The organism is Streptomyces jeddahensis, from assembly GCF_001642995.1.
Taxonomy (GTDB): domain Bacteria; phylum Actinomycetota; class Actinomycetes; order Streptomycetales; family Streptomycetaceae; genus Streptomyces; species Streptomyces jeddahensis.
In genome coordinates this window covers 90,148-104,860 of sequence record NZ_LOHS01000057.1, presented here as the reverse complement: position 1 = coordinate 104,860, position 14,713 = coordinate 90,148, and the positions used below count along the sequence as shown (strand labels likewise).

Annotated in this window: 16 protein-coding genes and 1 tRNA gene; 11 read left to right on the top strand and 6 right to left on the bottom strand. The window is 71.3% G+C overall.

Annotated features, from left to right (window positions below):
• A tRNA-Glu gene (locus tag STSP_RS09400) sits at positions 1 to 73 on the top strand.
• A gap of 231 nt (positions 74 to 304) precedes the next feature.
• On the opposite strand, the gene ndgR is transcribed toward STSP_RS09400, so the two are convergent.
• A complete protein-coding gene (ndgR, locus tag STSP_RS09395) occupies positions 305 to 1,021 on the bottom strand; it encodes an IclR family transcriptional regulator NdgR (protein ID WP_026278050.1) in 717 nt (238 codons plus the stop codon).
• Positions 1,022 to 1,236: 215 nt separating this feature from the next.
• Between ndgR and leuC the strand changes: the two genes are divergently transcribed.
• The 4 genes from leuC to STSP_RS09375 all read left to right on the top strand — a co-directional run bounded on the left by leuC (position 1,237) and on the right by STSP_RS09375 (position 4,581).
• Entirely contained in the window at positions 1,237 to 2,661 is a 1,425-nt protein-coding gene (leuC, locus tag STSP_RS09390) for a 3-isopropylmalate dehydratase large subunit (RefSeq protein WP_067274614.1), read from the top strand.
• Positions 2,662 to 2,666: 5 nt separating this feature from the next.
• Complete coding sequence (gene leuD / locus STSP_RS09385) at positions 2,667 to 3,260, top strand: 3-isopropylmalate dehydratase small subunit (protein WP_067274611.1); 594 nt, start codon at positions 2,667 to 2,669, stop codon at positions 3,258 to 3,260.
• Between the two features lie 317 nt (positions 3,261 to 3,577).
• Positions 3,578 to 3,805, top strand: coding sequence for an SCO5555 family protein (locus STSP_RS09380; protein ID WP_067274608.1), 228 nt, complete (start codon positions 3,578 to 3,580; stop codon positions 3,803 to 3,805).
• Positions 3,806 to 3,951: 146 nt separating this feature from the next.
• Complete coding sequence (locus STSP_RS09375; RefSeq protein WP_067274604.1) at positions 3,952 to 4,581, top strand: HU family DNA-binding protein; 630 nt, start codon at positions 3,952 to 3,954, stop codon at positions 4,579 to 4,581.
• Between the two features lie 73 nt (positions 4,582 to 4,654).
• On the opposite strand, the gene STSP_RS09370 is transcribed toward STSP_RS09375, so the two are convergent.
• The gene (locus tag STSP_RS09370; RefSeq protein ID WP_067274602.1) at positions 4,655 to 4,858 is read right to left on the bottom strand and encodes a hypothetical protein; all 204 of its coding nucleotides are present in this window, start codon (positions 4,856 to 4,858) and stop codon (positions 4,655 to 4,657) included.
• Positions 4,859 to 4,901: 43 nt separating this feature from the next.
• The gene (gene cofC / locus STSP_RS09365) at positions 4,902 to 5,537 is read right to left on the bottom strand and encodes a 2-phospho-L-lactate guanylyltransferase (protein ID WP_067274601.1); all 636 of its coding nucleotides are present in this window, start codon (positions 5,535 to 5,537) and stop codon (positions 4,902 to 4,904) included.
• Positions 5,538 to 5,818: 281 nt separating this feature from the next.
• Here cofC and STSP_RS09360 point away from each other — a divergent pair, with 281 nt between their 5' ends.
• The 3 genes from STSP_RS09360 (at position 5,819) to STSP_RS09350 (ending at position 9,026) form a co-directional block, all read left to right on the top strand.
• A complete protein-coding gene (locus STSP_RS09360) occupies positions 5,819 to 6,658 on the top strand; it encodes a lysophospholipid acyltransferase family protein (RefSeq protein WP_067274598.1) in 840 nt (279 codons plus the stop codon).
• The gene (locus STSP_RS09355) at positions 6,655 to 7,665 is read left to right on the top strand and encodes an NAD(P)H-dependent glycerol-3-phosphate dehydrogenase (protein WP_067274595.1); all 1,011 of its coding nucleotides are present in this window, start codon (positions 6,655 to 6,657) and stop codon (positions 7,663 to 7,665) included. Before STSP_RS09360 ends, STSP_RS09355 begins: the two co-directional genes overlap by 4 nt.
• A gap of 188 nt (positions 7,666 to 7,853) precedes the next feature.
• On the top strand, positions 7,854 to 9,026 hold the full coding sequence (locus STSP_RS09350) for a D-alanine--D-alanine ligase family protein (protein ID WP_067274592.1): 1,173 nt from the start codon (positions 7,854 to 7,856) through the stop codon (positions 9,024 to 9,026).
• A 114-nt stretch (positions 9,027 to 9,140) separates the two neighbouring features.
• On the opposite strand, the gene STSP_RS09345 is transcribed toward STSP_RS09350, so the two are convergent.
• Entirely contained in the window at positions 9,141 to 9,650 is a 510-nt protein-coding gene (locus tag STSP_RS09345) for a DUF3515 domain-containing protein (RefSeq protein WP_067274590.1), read from the bottom strand.
• A 20-nt stretch (positions 9,651 to 9,670) separates the two neighbouring features.
• Positions 9,671 to 9,904 (bottom strand): Lrp/AsnC family transcriptional regulator, encoded by a 234-nt coding sequence (locus STSP_RS09340; RefSeq protein ID WP_003997603.1) that lies wholly within the window; start codon positions 9,902 to 9,904, stop codon positions 9,671 to 9,673.
• Between the two features lie 254 nt (positions 9,905 to 10,158).
• On the opposite strand from STSP_RS09340, the gene STSP_RS09335 reads away from it, so the two are divergent.
• Together STSP_RS09335 and thiD are read left to right on the top strand one after the other, a co-directional pair.
• A complete protein-coding gene (locus STSP_RS09335) occupies positions 10,159 to 11,130 on the top strand; it encodes a thiamine-phosphate kinase (RefSeq protein ID WP_067274588.1) in 972 nt (323 codons plus the stop codon).
• 10 nt (positions 11,131 to 11,140) lie between these two features.
• Positions 11,141 to 11,998 carry a bifunctional hydroxymethylpyrimidine kinase/phosphomethylpyrimidine kinase gene (gene thiD, locus STSP_RS09330; RefSeq protein WP_067274585.1) on the top strand — a complete coding sequence of 286 codons (858 nt, stop codon included), beginning with the start codon at positions 11,141 to 11,143 and terminating at the stop codon, positions 11,996 to 11,998.
• 446 nt (positions 11,999 to 12,444) lie between these two features.
• On the opposite strand, the gene rpmB is transcribed toward thiD, so the two are convergent.
• Positions 12,445 to 12,630 (bottom strand): 50S ribosomal protein L28, encoded by a 186-nt coding sequence (gene rpmB, locus STSP_RS09325; RefSeq protein ID WP_003957616.1) that lies wholly within the window; start codon positions 12,628 to 12,630, stop codon positions 12,445 to 12,447.
• A gap of 275 nt (positions 12,631 to 12,905) precedes the next feature.
• Between rpmB and STSP_RS09320 the strand changes: the two genes are divergently transcribed.
• Positions 12,906 to 14,702 (top strand): DAK2 domain-containing protein, encoded by a 1,797-nt coding sequence (locus STSP_RS09320; RefSeq protein ID WP_067274582.1) that lies wholly within the window; start codon positions 12,906 to 12,908, stop codon positions 14,700 to 14,702.
• Positions 14,703 to 14,713: the final 11 nt, after the last annotated feature.

The following is a 14,713-nucleotide window of genomic DNA, read 5'->3' as shown; positions in this document are numbered from 1 at the left end:
GCCCCCGTTGTGTAGCGGCCTAGCACGCCGCCCTCTCAAGGCGGTAGCGCCGGTTCGAATCCGGTCGGGGGTACGCAAGGCGATGGGCCCTCCGCTTCGGCGGAGGGCCCATCGGCGTTCACGACGGTCGGCATCCCGTCATTGCCCTGCATCGCGTATCCCATGTTTGTCCTGCATCCCGTATCGACCGGGCCACTTGATGGCGGCGGGGGACGGGGCGGCGTAGGGATCGCGGGCTGCCGCGGCGCTGAGGCGGCCCGCCGATCTGTGCGTTGGGACGGTTGTTATTGGTGGTGGAGCAGCGTCAGCCGGAGCGGCGCAGGGCCTCGGAGAGGCGGGCGGCGGCGTCGATGACCGCCTGGGCGTGCATACGGCCCGGGTGGCGGGTCAGGCGCTCGATCGGTCCGGATACCGAGACGGCGGCGACCACGCGGTTGGACGGCCCGCGGACAGGTGCCGAAACCGAGGCGACGCCCGGCTCGCGCTCGCCGATCGACTGGGCCCAGCCCCTGCGGCGTACGCCCGAGAGGGCCGTGGCCGTGAAACGGGCGCCCTGGAGGCCGCGGTGCAGGCGCTCCGGCTCCTCCCAGGCCATCAGGATCTGGGCCGACGAGCCGGCCTTCATCGTGAGGGTCGAGCCGACCGGGACCGTGTCCCTGAGGCCGGAGAGGCGCTCCGCTGCGGCGACGCAGATGCGCATGTCTCCCTGGCGACGGTAGAGCTGCGCGCTCTCGCCCGTCACATCACGCAGATGTGTCAGTACCGGTCCCGCCGTGGCCAGCAGACGGTCCTCGCCCGCCGCCGCGGCCAGCTCGGCCAGGCGCGGGCCGAGGATGAACCGGCCCTGCATGTCCCTCGCCACCATCCGGTGGTGTTCCAGTGCCACGGCAAGGCGGTGTGCCGTGGGTCGTGCGAGCCCTGTCGCCGCGACCAGCCCGGCGAGGGTGGCCGGACCGGACTCCAGGGCGCTCAAAACAAGAGCAGCCTTGTCGAGAACGCCGACGCCGCTAGAGTTGTCCATGCAACGATATTCGCGTCTCACTCTGTGAAACGCAAGTTCAATTTTCCGGGGAACTTGCGACTCTGGAGTGGCAGCGGCCCGGCGACCGACGGGCCCCAGGCCGAAGTCCTCCCCCCGCTCGACTTCGCTCGAGCGGTGGGACCCCATGAGGGGCACGGGCGGAGGCGCTCACATCTCTAGTTGGGTCGGCAGAAACGCCGGCCGGAGGGAAAGCGATGGGTAGGACACTCGCGGAGAAGGTCTGGGACGACCACGTCGTCCGGCGCGCCGAGGGCGAGCCCGACCTCCTCTTCATCGATCTGCACCTGCTGCACGAGGTGACCAGCCCCCAGGCCTTCGACGGCCTCCGTAAGAGCGGTCGCCAGGTGCGCAGGCTCGACCTGACCATCGCCACCGAGGATCACAACACCCCGACCCTCGACATCGACAAGCCCATCGCGGACCCCGTGTCCCGCGCCCAGCTGGAGACGCTGCGCAAGAACTGCGCCGAGTTCGGCGTGCGGCTGCACCCGCTCGGCGACGTCGAGCAGGGCGTCGTCCACGTGGTCGGCCCGCAGCTGGGCCTGACCCAGCCCGGCATGACCGTCGTCTGCGGCGACTCGCACACCTCGACGCACGGCGCCTTCGGTGCGCTGGCGTTCGGTATCGGCACCTCGCAGGTGGAGCACGTGCTGGCCACCCAGACGCTGCCGCTGGCCCGCCCGAAGACCATGGCGATCACGGTCGAGGGCGAGCTGCCCGAGGGCGTCACCGCCAAGGACCTGATCCTGGCGATCATCGCCAAGATCGGTACGGGCGGCGGCCAGGGCTACATCCTGGAGTACCGCGGCTCCGCCATCGAGAAGCTCTCGATGGAGGCGCGGATGACCATCTGCAACATGTCCATCGAGGCCGGTGCGCGCGCGGGCATGATCGCCCCCGACGAGACCACCTTCGAGTACCTCAAGGGCCGCGTCCACGCCCCCGAGGGCGAGGACTGGGACGCCGCCGTCGCGTACTGGAAGACGCTGAAGACGGACGACGACGCGGTCTTCGACGCCGAGGTCTTCATCGACGCGAACTCTCTGTCGCCGTTCGTCACGTGGGGTACCAACCCGGGCCAGGGTGCGCCGCTGTCGGCGAACGTCCCCGACCCGGCTTCGTACGAGGACGCTTCGGAGCGCCTGGCAGCCGAAAAGGCCCTGGAGTACATGGGGTTGACCGCCGGACAGCCGCTGCGCGACATCAAGGTGGACACCGTCTTCGTAGGCTCCTGCACCAACGGCCGTATCGAGGACCTGCGCTCGGCCGCCGACATCCTGCGCGGGCGCAAAGTCGCCGACGGCGTACGGATGCTGGTCGTGCCCGGCTCCGCGCGGGTCGGTCTGCAGGCCGTCGCGGAGGGCCTGGACGTGGTCTTCAAGGAGGCCGGCGCCGAATGGCGGCACGCGGGCTGCTCCATGTGCCTCGGCATGAACCCCGACCAACTCGCGCCCGGCGAGCGCTCCGCGTCCACCTCCAACCGCAATTTCGAGGGCCGGCAGGGCAAGGGCGGCCGTACGCATTTGGTCTCGCCCCAGGTCGCCGCCGCCACCGCGGTCACCGGCCACCTGGCCTCGCCCGCCGACCTGTCCGACGCCCCCGCCACCGCCGGAGTCTGAGAGTCATGGAAGCATTCACCACGCACACCGGCCGGGCCGTCCCGCTGCGCCGCAGCAACGTCGACACCGACCAGATCATCCCCGCCCACTGGCTGAAGAAGGTCACCCGCGACGGGTTCGAGGACGGGCTCTTCGAGGCCTGGCGCAAGGACCCCGAGTTCGTGCTGAACCGCCCCGAGCGGCAGGGTGCCACGGTGCTGGTCGCCGGTCCTGACTTCGGTACGGGATCCTCGCGCGAGCATGCCGTCTGGGCGCTGCAGAACTACGGCTTCAAGACGGTCATCTCCTCGCGCTTCGCCGACATCTTCCGCGGCAACTCGCTCAAGAACGGCCTGCTCACGGTGGTTCTGGAGCAGAAGATCGTGGACGCCCTGTGGGAGCTGACCGAGCAGGACCCGACGGCGGAGATCACCGTCGACCTCGAGGCCCGCGAGGTGCGCGCCGAGGGCATCACCGCCGCCTTCGAGCTGGACGAGAACTCCCGCTGGCGGCTGCTGAACGGCCTCGACGACATCAGCATCACGCTGCAGAACGAGGACGACATCGCCGCGTACGAGGCGAAGCGTCCCTCATACAAGCCGCGGACCCTCCAGGTCTGAGGCCCACCCGGGGCCGGGGCCCGTACCGGCCGGTTCATCCCCGCCGGGACCGCTTCCGGCCCCCGCGCAGGACCCCGATGTACCCCCGGCCGTTCACGGTCGGGGGTACATCTGTATGCGCGTTTACGGGGCCCTCCGGAGTCCGCTGGCGCCCCCGGTGGACCGTACGGCCGCGGCCAACTCCCCTGGGGAAAAGGGGAGTAGAGCCCGCTTCCGTGGGAAAGGCGGTGCTTGTGAGGAGGTGCCGGAAAAGCGGCCCGGCAGGGTAGTTGCCCCCTGCGGAGGCGACAACTCGCCCCAGATGGCACAATCGGTGCATGGATCGTGACAGCCAACTCGAGCTCTACGAGGCGGTCGCGGCCCAGCTGAAGGAAGCGCACGCAAGGGTGCGCGCACTGCAAGTCCCGGAGGGCGTACGTATGGCGCTGACCCGGAAGCTGCTGGTCATCACGGCCGCGGCCAAGCACGATCTCGCCGATGCGGCAAGGCGTCTGGAGCGATTGACGGCGGACCTCGACGCGGGTCGATTCCCCGAAGACGTCTGAGCATCAAGCCCCAACTCCACGACGCCGAGTTCGTTGCGGCACAAGGGTGATTAGCCCGTTTCGTGTTTGATTTGCGGTATATATCTGCCTAACGTGCGAAAAAGCTTGAACACTTTCGTTCCGGCGATGTCTCCGAAGGGGAAGACGTGAACAAGGCGCAGCTCGTAGAAGCGATTGCCGACAAGCTCGGCGGGCGTCAGCAGGCCGCCGACGCCGTCGATGCGGTACTCGACGCCATCGTCCGTGCTGTCGTCGGCGGTGAGCGGATTTCTGTCACCGGCTTCGGCTCGTTCGAGAAGGTCGACCGGCCGGCCCGGTACGCCCGAAACCCGCAGACCGGTGAGCGTGTGCGGGTCAAGAAGACCTCCGTTCCGCGCTTCCGTGCGGGGCAGGGGTTCAAGGACCTGGTGAGCGGCACCAAGAAGCTGCCGCGAGGCGGCGAGGTGGCCGTCAAGAAGGCCCCCAAGGGCAGCCTCCAGGTCGGAGCGGCCGCGAAGAAGGCCGCGGCGAAGAAGGCCGCCGCCAAGAAGGCGCCGGCCCGCAAGGTCACGGCGAAGAAGGTCACGCCTGCGAAGAAGGCCGCGCCGGCCAAGGCCGCGGCCAAGAAGACCACCGCGAAGAAGGCCGCGCCCGCCAAGGCCGCGGCGAAGAAGACCACTGCCAAGAAGACCACCGCCAAGAAGACGGCGGCCAAGAAGACCGCGCCTGCCAAGAAGGCGCCGGCCAAGAAGTCCACGGCGCGCAAGACGACCGCCAAGAAGGCCGCTGCTCGCTGACGGGCACTGCTTATTCACGCACCACGCACCGGGCCGAGCTCCCCGAGGGAGCCCGGCCCGTGGTATGTCGTGGTCAGAGTGTGGCCAGTGTGATCAGTGTGATGCGGCGGGCCTCGCCCTCTCCCTCCACCTCGATCCTCACGCGCTGTCCCGGCCGCAGCAGCCGGAGGTCGCCCGCGTCGAACGCCGGCGCGTCGAAGGGCATCGGGGTGCCGTCGTCCAGCAGCACGCTGCCGCTGCGCGTTTCGGGGTCGTATGTGTACGAGGTCGCCTGCATGAGGGAAGCGTAGGCGACTTGGGGCGGGGGGCCGCGGGCCGGCTCAGTCCGCGATCAGCAGGCGGGCGGCGGCCGCGGCCGTGCGCGGGCCGACGCCGAGCGCCAGCGCGGCCCGCAGATCGTCGCCGGTGTCCACGTCCCGGCGCACCGAGTCGACGTCGGCGAGACCGAGTTCCACCGCCCCGGATGCCGCGTGCCGGGCACGGGACTCGGCGCCGAATGCGGGGCGCAATTCCGTTCCGGAGAGTGCCGACAGCAATGTGGTGCCGATACCGGCCGCGTCCGGGAGAAACGCGCGGGGAAACCGTGCGGCCGCCGCCAGGACCCGCGCCAATTCCGTGCTGCGCAGCGCGGGGAGGTCCGCGTTGAGAGCGGCGACGGGGGCGCACGCGCGGTTCGCGCGCGCCGCCGCAGCCCCGTGCGCCAGGGCGGCGTTGAGCCCCGCACCGGGAGCGTCCGGCACGATACGGGCCCCGAGCGCGGCGAGCTCGCGCCCGGCGAGGCCGTCGTCCGTGACGACCACCACATCCAGCACCGCGGGACAGGCGGCCGCAGCGGCCACGGTGTCCTGGGCGAAGGCGAGGGCGAGGGACGGCCGCAGGCCCTCGCCGGCCGCGCCCGAGAGTCTGCTCTTGGCCAGCACCAGAGGTTTCAGCGGTATCACCAGAGTCCACTGCACCAGCGTTCCGTCCCTTCGTTCCGGGCCCATTGTGGCCTGCGGGGCAGCGGCGGCCGCACCGATGGCGAGGGTGGCGCACCGGTCCGGCAGGAGGGGTACGGCGGATCGGCAGCCGGGAAGGGACAGAGGACCGGAACGGCATGCGACGGCGGCGGCACGGATATGACGTAAGCCATGCCCCGGCAGCCGCGGGCGATGCTGGGCGTACGGTGTTCTCGACAGACCGGCGGCCTGGAGCGACACTTGTGCGGCCGTCCAGGTCCGGAGAGGAAGGTGTCCGAGTGTCCCGCCGCAGAATCGGCTTCTGGTACCGCCTGGCAGCGGTCATCTGCAAACCACCGCTGGTGGTTCTGATCAAGCGGGACTGGCGCGGAATGGAGAATATTCCGGCCGCGGGCGGATTTATCACGGCGGTGAACCACAATTCCCATGTGGACCCGTTCGCGTATGCCCATTTCCAGTACAACACGGGTCGTGTTCCGCGATTCCTGGCCAAGCACGGCCTTTTCAAAAAGGGTTTCGTGGGCGCCATGATGCGCGGCACCGGACAGATCCCCGTCTACCGCGAGAGCACGGACGCGCTGAGCGCCTTCCGGGCGGCCATCGACGCCGTCGAGCGGGGCGAGTGCGTCGCCTTCTACCCCGAGGGCACCCTCACCCGGGATCCCGACCTGTGGCCGATGACCGGCAAGACCGGCGCCGCCCGCGTCGCCCTGAAGACGAAGTGCCCGGTCATCCCCGTCGCCCAGTGGGGCGCCAACCTGGTTCTTCCGCCGTACGCCAAGAAGCCGAACCTCTGGCCCCGCAAGACCCACCAGGTGCTCGCCGGTCCGCCGGTGGACCTCTCGCGCTTCTACGACAAGGAGATGACTCCGGAGGTCCTCAAGGAGGCCACCGATGCCATCATGGCCGCGATCACCGCCCAGCTCGAGGAGCTGCGCGGCGAGAAGGCCCCCGCGACGCCCTACGACCCGCGCAGCGTACGGATCGAGCAGCGGCGCAGGTCCGCGGCCGTCGCACGGGGCGACGTCCCCGGCCAGGCCACCGGCGAACCCGCCGTCGAGGGCGACAGCAGGGCCGCGAGCACGAGCGGCAACGGCGATGCGGAGGACGGCAAGTGACGAACCCCCTCAAGGCAGCCGTCTTCGGGACCGGCTCCTGGGGCACGGCCTTCGGCATGGTGCTCGCCGACGCCGGATGCGACGTCACCCTGTGGGGGCGGCGCCCGGAACTCGCGGACGCGGTCAACTCCACGCGTACCAACCCCGACTATCTGCCGGGCGTCGAACTCCCCGGGAACCTGCGGGCCACCACCGACCCGGCCGAGGCCGCGGCCGGCGCCGACTTCACGGTCCTCGCCGTGCCCTCGCAGACCCTCCGCGGCAACCTCGCCGCATGGGCGCCCCTCCTGGCCCCCGACACCGTCCTCGTCTCCCTGATGAAGGGCGTGGAACTGGGCTCCGCGATGCGGATGAGCGAGGTCATCGAGGACGTCACCAAGGTGGGCGCCGAACGGATCGCCGTCGTCACCGGGCCCAACCTCGCCCGTGAGATAGCCGCCCGCCGGCCCGCCGCAGCGGTGGTCGCCTGCAGCGACGAATCGGTTGCCCAGCGCCTCCAGGCCGCCTGCCACACGCCGTACTTCCGGCCGTACACCAACACCGACGTCATCGGCTGCGAACTCGGCGGTGCCGTCAAGAACGTGATCGGACTCGCCGTCGGCATCGCCGACGGCATGGGCCTCGGCGACAACGCCAAGGGCTCGCTCATCACCCGCGGACTCGCCGAGACGACCCGGCTCGGCCTCGCGATGGGCGCCGACCCCATGACCTTCTCCGGACTCGCGGGCCTCGGCGACCTGGTGGCCACCTGCTCGTCGCCGCTGTCCCGCAACCACACCTTCGGCACCAACCTCGGCAAGGGTATGACCCTGGAGGAGACCATCGCGGTCACCCGGCAGACCGCGGAGGGCGTCAAGTCCTGCGAGTCGGTGCTGGATCTGGCCCGCCGGCACGATGTCGACATGCCTATCACGGAGACCGTGGTCGGCATCGTCCACGAGGGAAAGCCGCCCATGGTGGCCCTCAAGGAGCTGATGTCGCGCAGCGCCAAGCCCGAGAGGCGCTGACACGCGGTGCTGCGCGCGGCACCGGCCACCCGCTTGCCGCGCGCGGCACCGGCGACTCCCTTGCCGCGCGCGGCATGAAGCCCTGCCGGGCGGCCGTACCTCGCGCTGCGCCAGGCGGTGGCGACGCTGAGCGACAGCGGTCGGCGGACGCTGACTCCCTGACTACTAACAGGTACGCTCATCGCGATATGAGCAGCGAGTACTCCACCCAGAGCCCGGTTCCCTCCACGCCCGGAGGGGAGTCCCGCAAGCCGCGCGTGGCCGTCGTGTTCGGCGGCCGCAGTTCCGAGCACGGCATCTCGGTCGTCACCGCGGGTGCCGTACTGCGCGCCATCGACCGTGCGAAGTACGACGTCCTGCCCATCGGCATCACGCGGGACGGCCGCTGGGCGCTCACCGCCGACGAACCGGAGCGCATGGCGATCACCGACCGCCGTACGCCCAGCGTCGAGGAGCTCGCCGAGTCGCACGAGGGCGGCGTGGTGCTCCCCGTCGACCCCGGCAACCGCGAAGTCGTCTACACCGAGCCCGGTTCGGTGCCCAAGGCGCTTGGCGAGGTCGACGTGGTCTTCCCGGTGCTGCACGGCCCGTACGGCGAGGACGGAACCCTCCAGGGCCTCCTCGAGCTCTCCGGCGCCCCGTACGTGGGTTCGGGCGTGCTCGCCTCGGCCGTCGGCCAGGACAAGGAGTACATGAAGCGGGTGTTCGCCTCGTTCGGGCTCAAGGTCGGTCCGTACGTGGTGATCCGGCCGCGCGAGTGGCAGCGCGACGAGTCCGCGGCCCGCAAGAAGATCGTCGACTTCGCCGGCGAGCACGGCTGGCCGCTGTTCGTGAAGCCCGCGCGCGCGGGTTCGTCGTTCGGCATCACCAAGGTCGACGACCTCTCCGGCCTCGACGAGGCGATCGCGGAGGCCCAGCGCCACGACCCGAAGATCCTCGTGGAGGCCGCGGTGCGGGGCCGTGAGATCGAGTGCGGGGTGCTGGAGTTCGAGGACGGCCCGCGGGCCTCCGTCCCCGCCGAGATCCCGTCGCCCGACGCCCACGCGTACTACGACTTCGAGGCGAAGTACATCGACTCCACGCCCGGCATCGTGCCCGCCCCGCTGACGCCCGAGCAGACCGCCACGGTGCAGCGGCTCGCGGTCGAGGCGTTCGAGGCTGCCTCCTGCGAGGGGCTCGTCCGTGCGGACTTCTTCCTCACCGAGGACGGGGAGTTCGTCATCAACGAGATCAACACCATGCCCGGCTTCACGCCCATCTCGATGTACCCGCAGATGTGGCAGGCCAGCGGCATCAGCTACCCGGAGCTGGTGGACCGGCTGGTGGAGGCGGCGCTGCGGCGGCCCACCGGGCTGCGCTGACCCGCCCCGCGGGGCGCGGGGAACTGCGCGACCAGCCACGACGGCGCCGCAGCGAACCGACGGCACATCGCGGCCCCGCGGCGGAGCCGCACATCGGCACAGCCAGCGGAGCGCCTAGTCGGCGATCCCTTCGGGGATCGCCTTCTTGATGGCCGGAGCCAGGCCGACGAGGACCGCCGAGCTGTCACGCTCCTTCGGCACGGTGACCTCCACGTACGCGCTGCGATTCGCGGTGGTGAAGCGGTACGCCCCGTCGTCCTGCTTCTCCATCAGCCAGTCGACGCCGTTCACCCCGCCGCCGACCGCGTCCGGGTCGCCGCCCTCGGCCACCTTCGGATCGATCATCTTCGGGGGCTGCGCGACACCGCAGCGCAGTATGATCGCCGGGCTTCCCCAGCCCGCGGTCAGCGCGGACGCGGGCTCGGGATCCTTGCGGCTTACTCCGTCCACCTTCGACGGCAGTACCTTGTCCAGGTCCTGGCACAGCTCGGTGACCTTCGCGCCCGGGCTGGGAACCGCGGCACGGGCGCCGTCGTCGCTTGAGGAGCAGCCCGCGGTGGCGATCAGCAGTGCGAGAGCGGGCGGCCCGATGAAGATGCGGGGCCGGTGACGGAAGATGTTCACCGGCCAAGGGTAGACGGGGGCTAGAGGTGCACGACCGGGCAGGTCAGGGTGCGGGTGATGCCGTCCACTTGCTGGACCTTCGCGACCACCATGCGACCGAGGTCGTCGACTGTGTCGGCCTGTGCGCGCACGATCACGTCGTACGGTCCGGTCACGTCCTCGGCCTGGATCACCCCCGGAATCTTGGAGATCGTCTCGGCGACGGTCGAGGCCTTGCCGACCTCCGTCTGGATCAGGATGTACGCCTGTACCACGGAACCTCCAGGGCGGCCACGAGGATCATGTGGGAGAAGGGACGCCACGGTATCGCGTCGCTGCTCGCTGCGGGGAGACCCGCGGAGGCTGTGGCGTGCACACCGGTGGTGCACGGACAGCGCAGGTGGGCGGACACGTCGACGGTACCCAGGCCGGTGACGGAACGCGACCGCACGCAGGGACGGGGCTTTCGGAGTGGACGGGCTTTCGGAGTGAACGGGGCTTTCAGGATGAAAGGGCAAGGTGAGACACGGTGAAGGGAACCGTGGGCGAGCTGGGGGAGTTCGGGCTCATCAGGGAGCTCACCTCGCGGCTCACCTCGACCCCCGCTGTGCGGCTCGGGCCGGGTGACGACGCCGCGGTGGTGGCGGCGCCGGACCGCAGGGTGGTGGCGAGCACGGACGTCCTGCTGGAGGGACGGCACTTCCGCCGGGACTGGTCCACGGCGTACGACGTCGGCCGCAAGGCGGCGGCGCAGAACCTCGCGGACATCGCCGCCATGGGCGCCGTACCGACCGCGCTGCTGCTCGGCCTGGTCGTACCCGCCGAGCTCCCGGCCGCCTGGCCGGTCGAGCTGATGGACGGGCTGCGGGACGAGTGCCAGGTCGCGGGCGCCGCCGTGGTGGGCGGCGATGTCGTACGCGGTGACACCATCACCATCGCGATCACCGCGCTCGGCGACATGCGCGGTCACGAGCCGGTGACCCGTGCCGGAGCCCAGCCCGGCGACGTGGTCGCCGTGACGGGCTGGCTCGGCTGGTCCGCCGCCGGGTACGCCGTGCTGTCCCGCGGCTTCCGCTCGCCCCGCGCGTTCGTCGAGGCCCACCGCCGCCCCGAGCCGCCGTACCACGCGGGCCCCGCGGCCGCCGGGCTCGGCGCCACGGCGATGACCGACGTGAGCGACGGCCTGATCGCCGACCTCGGGCACATCGCCGAGGCCAGCAAGGTGCGCATCGACGTCCGCTCCGGCGCGCTCGACATCCCCTCGCAGATGAACGACATCGGAAAGGCCGTCGGCGTCGATCCGCTGCAGTGGGTGCTCTCCGGCGGCGAGGACCACGCCATCGTGGCGACCTTCCCGCCGGACGTGAAGCTGCCCGCCCGCTGGAAGGTGATCGGCGAGGTGCTCCATCCCTCCGCGATGCCCCAGGTGACGGTGGACGGTGCGCCCTGGACCAGCACGGGCGGCTGGGACCACTTCGGGGACATCGAGGGCGGCCGGTAGCGTCGGGCCCATGGACACACCACCCCGGGCGCTTCCCCGCGTGCTCACCGTCGCCGGTTCCGACTCCGGCGGCGGCGCCGGCATCCAGGCCGACCTGAAGACGATGCTCGCCCTCGGTGTGCACGGCATGAGCGTGCTCACCGCCGTGACCGCGCAGAACTCCCTCGGCGTACAAGGCTCTTGGGAGCTGCCCGCCGAGGCCGTGCGCGCCCAGTACCGCAGCGTCGTCGACGACATCGGCGTCCAGGCCGTCAAGACCGGCATGCTGGCGTCGGCCGAACTCGTGGAGACCGTCGCCGGACTCGTCTCGGACACGGACGCCCCGGTGGTCGTCGACCCCGTCGGCATCTCCAAGCACGGCGACTCGCTGCTGGCCGCATCCGCGCTCGACTCGGTCCGTACGAAGCTGCTGCCGGCCGCGACCGTCGCCACCCCGAACCTCGACGAGGTGGCCCAACTCACTGGCGTGCGCGTCGAATCGGAGGATGACATGCGGCGCGCGGCGGCCGCAGTCCTCGCGTACGGACCGCGCTGGGTGCTGGTCAAGGGCGGTCATCTCGGCGGCCATCTCGCCGGTCACCTCGGCGGCCATCTCGCCGGTGAGGCGGTGGACGCGGTGGATCTGCTGACGGACGGCTCGGAGGAGCACTGGCTGCGCGCCCGGCGGCTCGCCAACCGGCACACGCACGGCACCGGCTGCACCCTCGCCAGCGCGATCGCCTCACAGCTCGCGAAGGGGCAGCCCGTACCGGAGGCCGTCGCGGCGGCCAAGGAGTACGTCACCGGGGCCATCGCCGCAGGGTTCGCACTCGGCGCGGGGATCGGGCCGGTGGATCATGGATGGCGGTTCAGAGGGTCGCTCAGCTAACCGATCGGGGAGGGGCTCGGCCGTCCGGGAGCGCCAACGCGTCGGCGTCCTCGGCGAGTTCGAGGACGCCGGGCGATTCCAGGGCCAGGACGCCGGCTCGAACCAGTCGCGGGCCTCCTTCGCGCGTCCCTCAGCGGTGGCGGTACGGCCCAGGCCGATCAGCGCGGGGCCGCGCCACGGGCCGAGCGCCTCACGCAGCAGCGCGGCGGCCTTGCGGACGGTCTCCGGCCGTCAGGCTCTCGTGTCCGGCACGGGCTAGGCGCTCGAAGCGGTGTCGATCAGCGGCCACCGCGATGCGAGAGGCGCGCCCGCGGCGGATCCGCGGACGCAGCCGTGCCGACATGCGAGACGCCGGCATACGAGAAGTCGACATGCGAAAAGCCGGCCCCACCCGGAGGTGGAACCGGCTCTGCAGCAACCAGCCAGGTGGCCGCGCTAGCACTACGTCAGCGCGAGACCTTGCCGGCCTTGATGCACGAGGTGCAGACGTTGAGCCGCTTCGGCGTCCGACCGACCACGGCACGCACGCGCTGGATGTTGGGGTTCCAGCGACGGGACGTACGGCGGTGCGAGTGGGAGATGTTGTTGCCGAAGCCCGGCCCCTTGCCGCAGACGTCGCAGTTGGCAGCCACGGGTCACTCCAAAGACTTCAGATGCACTTACGGTTGAAACCCGGCATGCCGGGATCAGTGATCTGAGTGGCGTTGCCAGGGGTAATAGCCCGATTCGTATCGGGCAACCGGAGCAGCATACAACGGCTGCCTCGGTACAACGAAATTACCATGGCTGCGCCGCCCCCCCCCGGCCCGGCCCCCAGCCCGACGCCACCGCCCAGGCCCTCTTCCGGAGGGGGGCCGTCCGGGGTCTACGCTGCGTCCCAGTCCAGCTGCTCGACGAGGAGGCGCAGGTGCCGCAGGTGCCGCAGAGGTTCGACGCCGTCGCTGTGCGCGCCTGGTGCGGTCTGGCCCTGGAGGCCCTCGGACGGGCCCGCGAGGAGATCGACGCGATCAACGTCTATCCGGTCGCGGACGGTGACACCGGCACGAACCTGTATCTGACGGTCGAGTCGGCCGCCCAGGCCGTCGAGGCGGTGTTCAGGGGCCTCGAACCGCAGCAGCCCTCCACGGCCGAGGCGATGCGTGCGATGGCCCACGGTGCCCTGATCGGGGCCCGCGGGAACTCCGGCACGATCATGGCGCAGCTGCTGCGCGGTATGGCCCAGGTGCTGGCCGCAGGAAGCCCGGCTGCAGGTGCCGCGGACGGTCAGGTCCCGGAGAACCCGGAGAAACCGGGGAAGGCGGAGGGTGAGTCCTCTCACGCCAAGTCCTCTCATGCCGACGGCGCTGGTCTGCGGCTCGCGCTGAGGCGTGCGGCGGAGGCGGCGTACGAGGCCGTCGCACACCCCGTCGAGGGCACCGTGCTGACCGTGGCCTCCGCGGCGGCCGACGCGGCCGACGGTGCCGAGGGCGACTGCGCGACGGTGGCGCGAGCCGCCTACAAGGGGGCGCGGGCGGCGCTCGACGCCACTCCCGGGCAGCTGGCGGTGCTCGGGCGGGCGGGTGTGGTGGATGCGGGGGGGCGGGGCCTGGTGGCTGTCCTCGGCGCACTCGTCCAGACCTTCACGGGCGAGCCGGCGGCGTCGGCGGACACGCTGCACGCGCGCGTGGGCGGCGGGTCCTCAGCCGCGGCGAAGCACGGACGCGATGCCGGCACGCGAGTGGACGCCGGCACGCGTGTGGACGCGACGGTGGCATGCCCGGACGGTCCGGTGGACGGGGGCAGCCCGGCGTTCGAGGTGATCTACCTGCTGGAAGCCGGCGACGCGGCCGTGGCCACGCTGCGGACCCGGCTCGACGCCCTCGGTGACTCGCTCGTCGTCGTGGGCGGCGACGGCCTGTGGAACGTCCACGTACACGTCGACGATGCGGGAGCGGCCGTCGAGGCCGGCGTCGAGGCGGGGCGGCCGTACCGCATCCGCATCACGCACTTCGGGGCGGAGGACGCACACACCGCGTCCGCCGGGCAGCCGCCCCGGGAGCGGGCGCAGCGCGCCATCGTGGCCGTCGTGCCGGGAGAGGGCCTGCGGGTCCTGTACGCCGACGCGGGGGCGACGACGGTGCCGGTGCGCCCCGGCGAGCTGCCCGCGAGCGGCGAGCTCGTCGACGCCATCCGGCGCGCCCACGCGCGCGAGGTGGTGCTGCTGCCCAACGACGGCGAGCTGCGCCACACCGCGGCGGCGGCAGCGGAGCAGGCCCGCTCGGAGGGCATGCGCGTCGCGCTGATCCCCACGCGCTCCGCCGTGCAGGGCATCGCCGCGCTCGCCGTACACGAGCCGGACCGCCGCTTCGACGAGGACGTCGTCGCCATGACCTCGGCGGCCGGGGCGACCCGCTACGGCGAGGTCGCCGTCGCCGAACGGCAGTCGTGGACCATGGCCGGCATCTGCCAGGCCGGCGACGTGCTCGGCCTGATCGACGGCGATGTCGCCGTCATCGGCTCCGAGGCCGCGGCCGTCGCGGAGACGGTCCTCGACCGGATGCTGGCCGCGGGAGGCGAGATGGTCACGCTCGTCCTCGGCGACGACGTGCCCGACGCGACGGCCGACGGCCTCGAACAGCACGTACGCGAGCACTACCTGGCCGTCGACACGGTCGTGTACCGCGGCGGCCGGCAGTCGGCCCTGATGCTGATCGGCGTGGAATAGCGTCCGGCGAG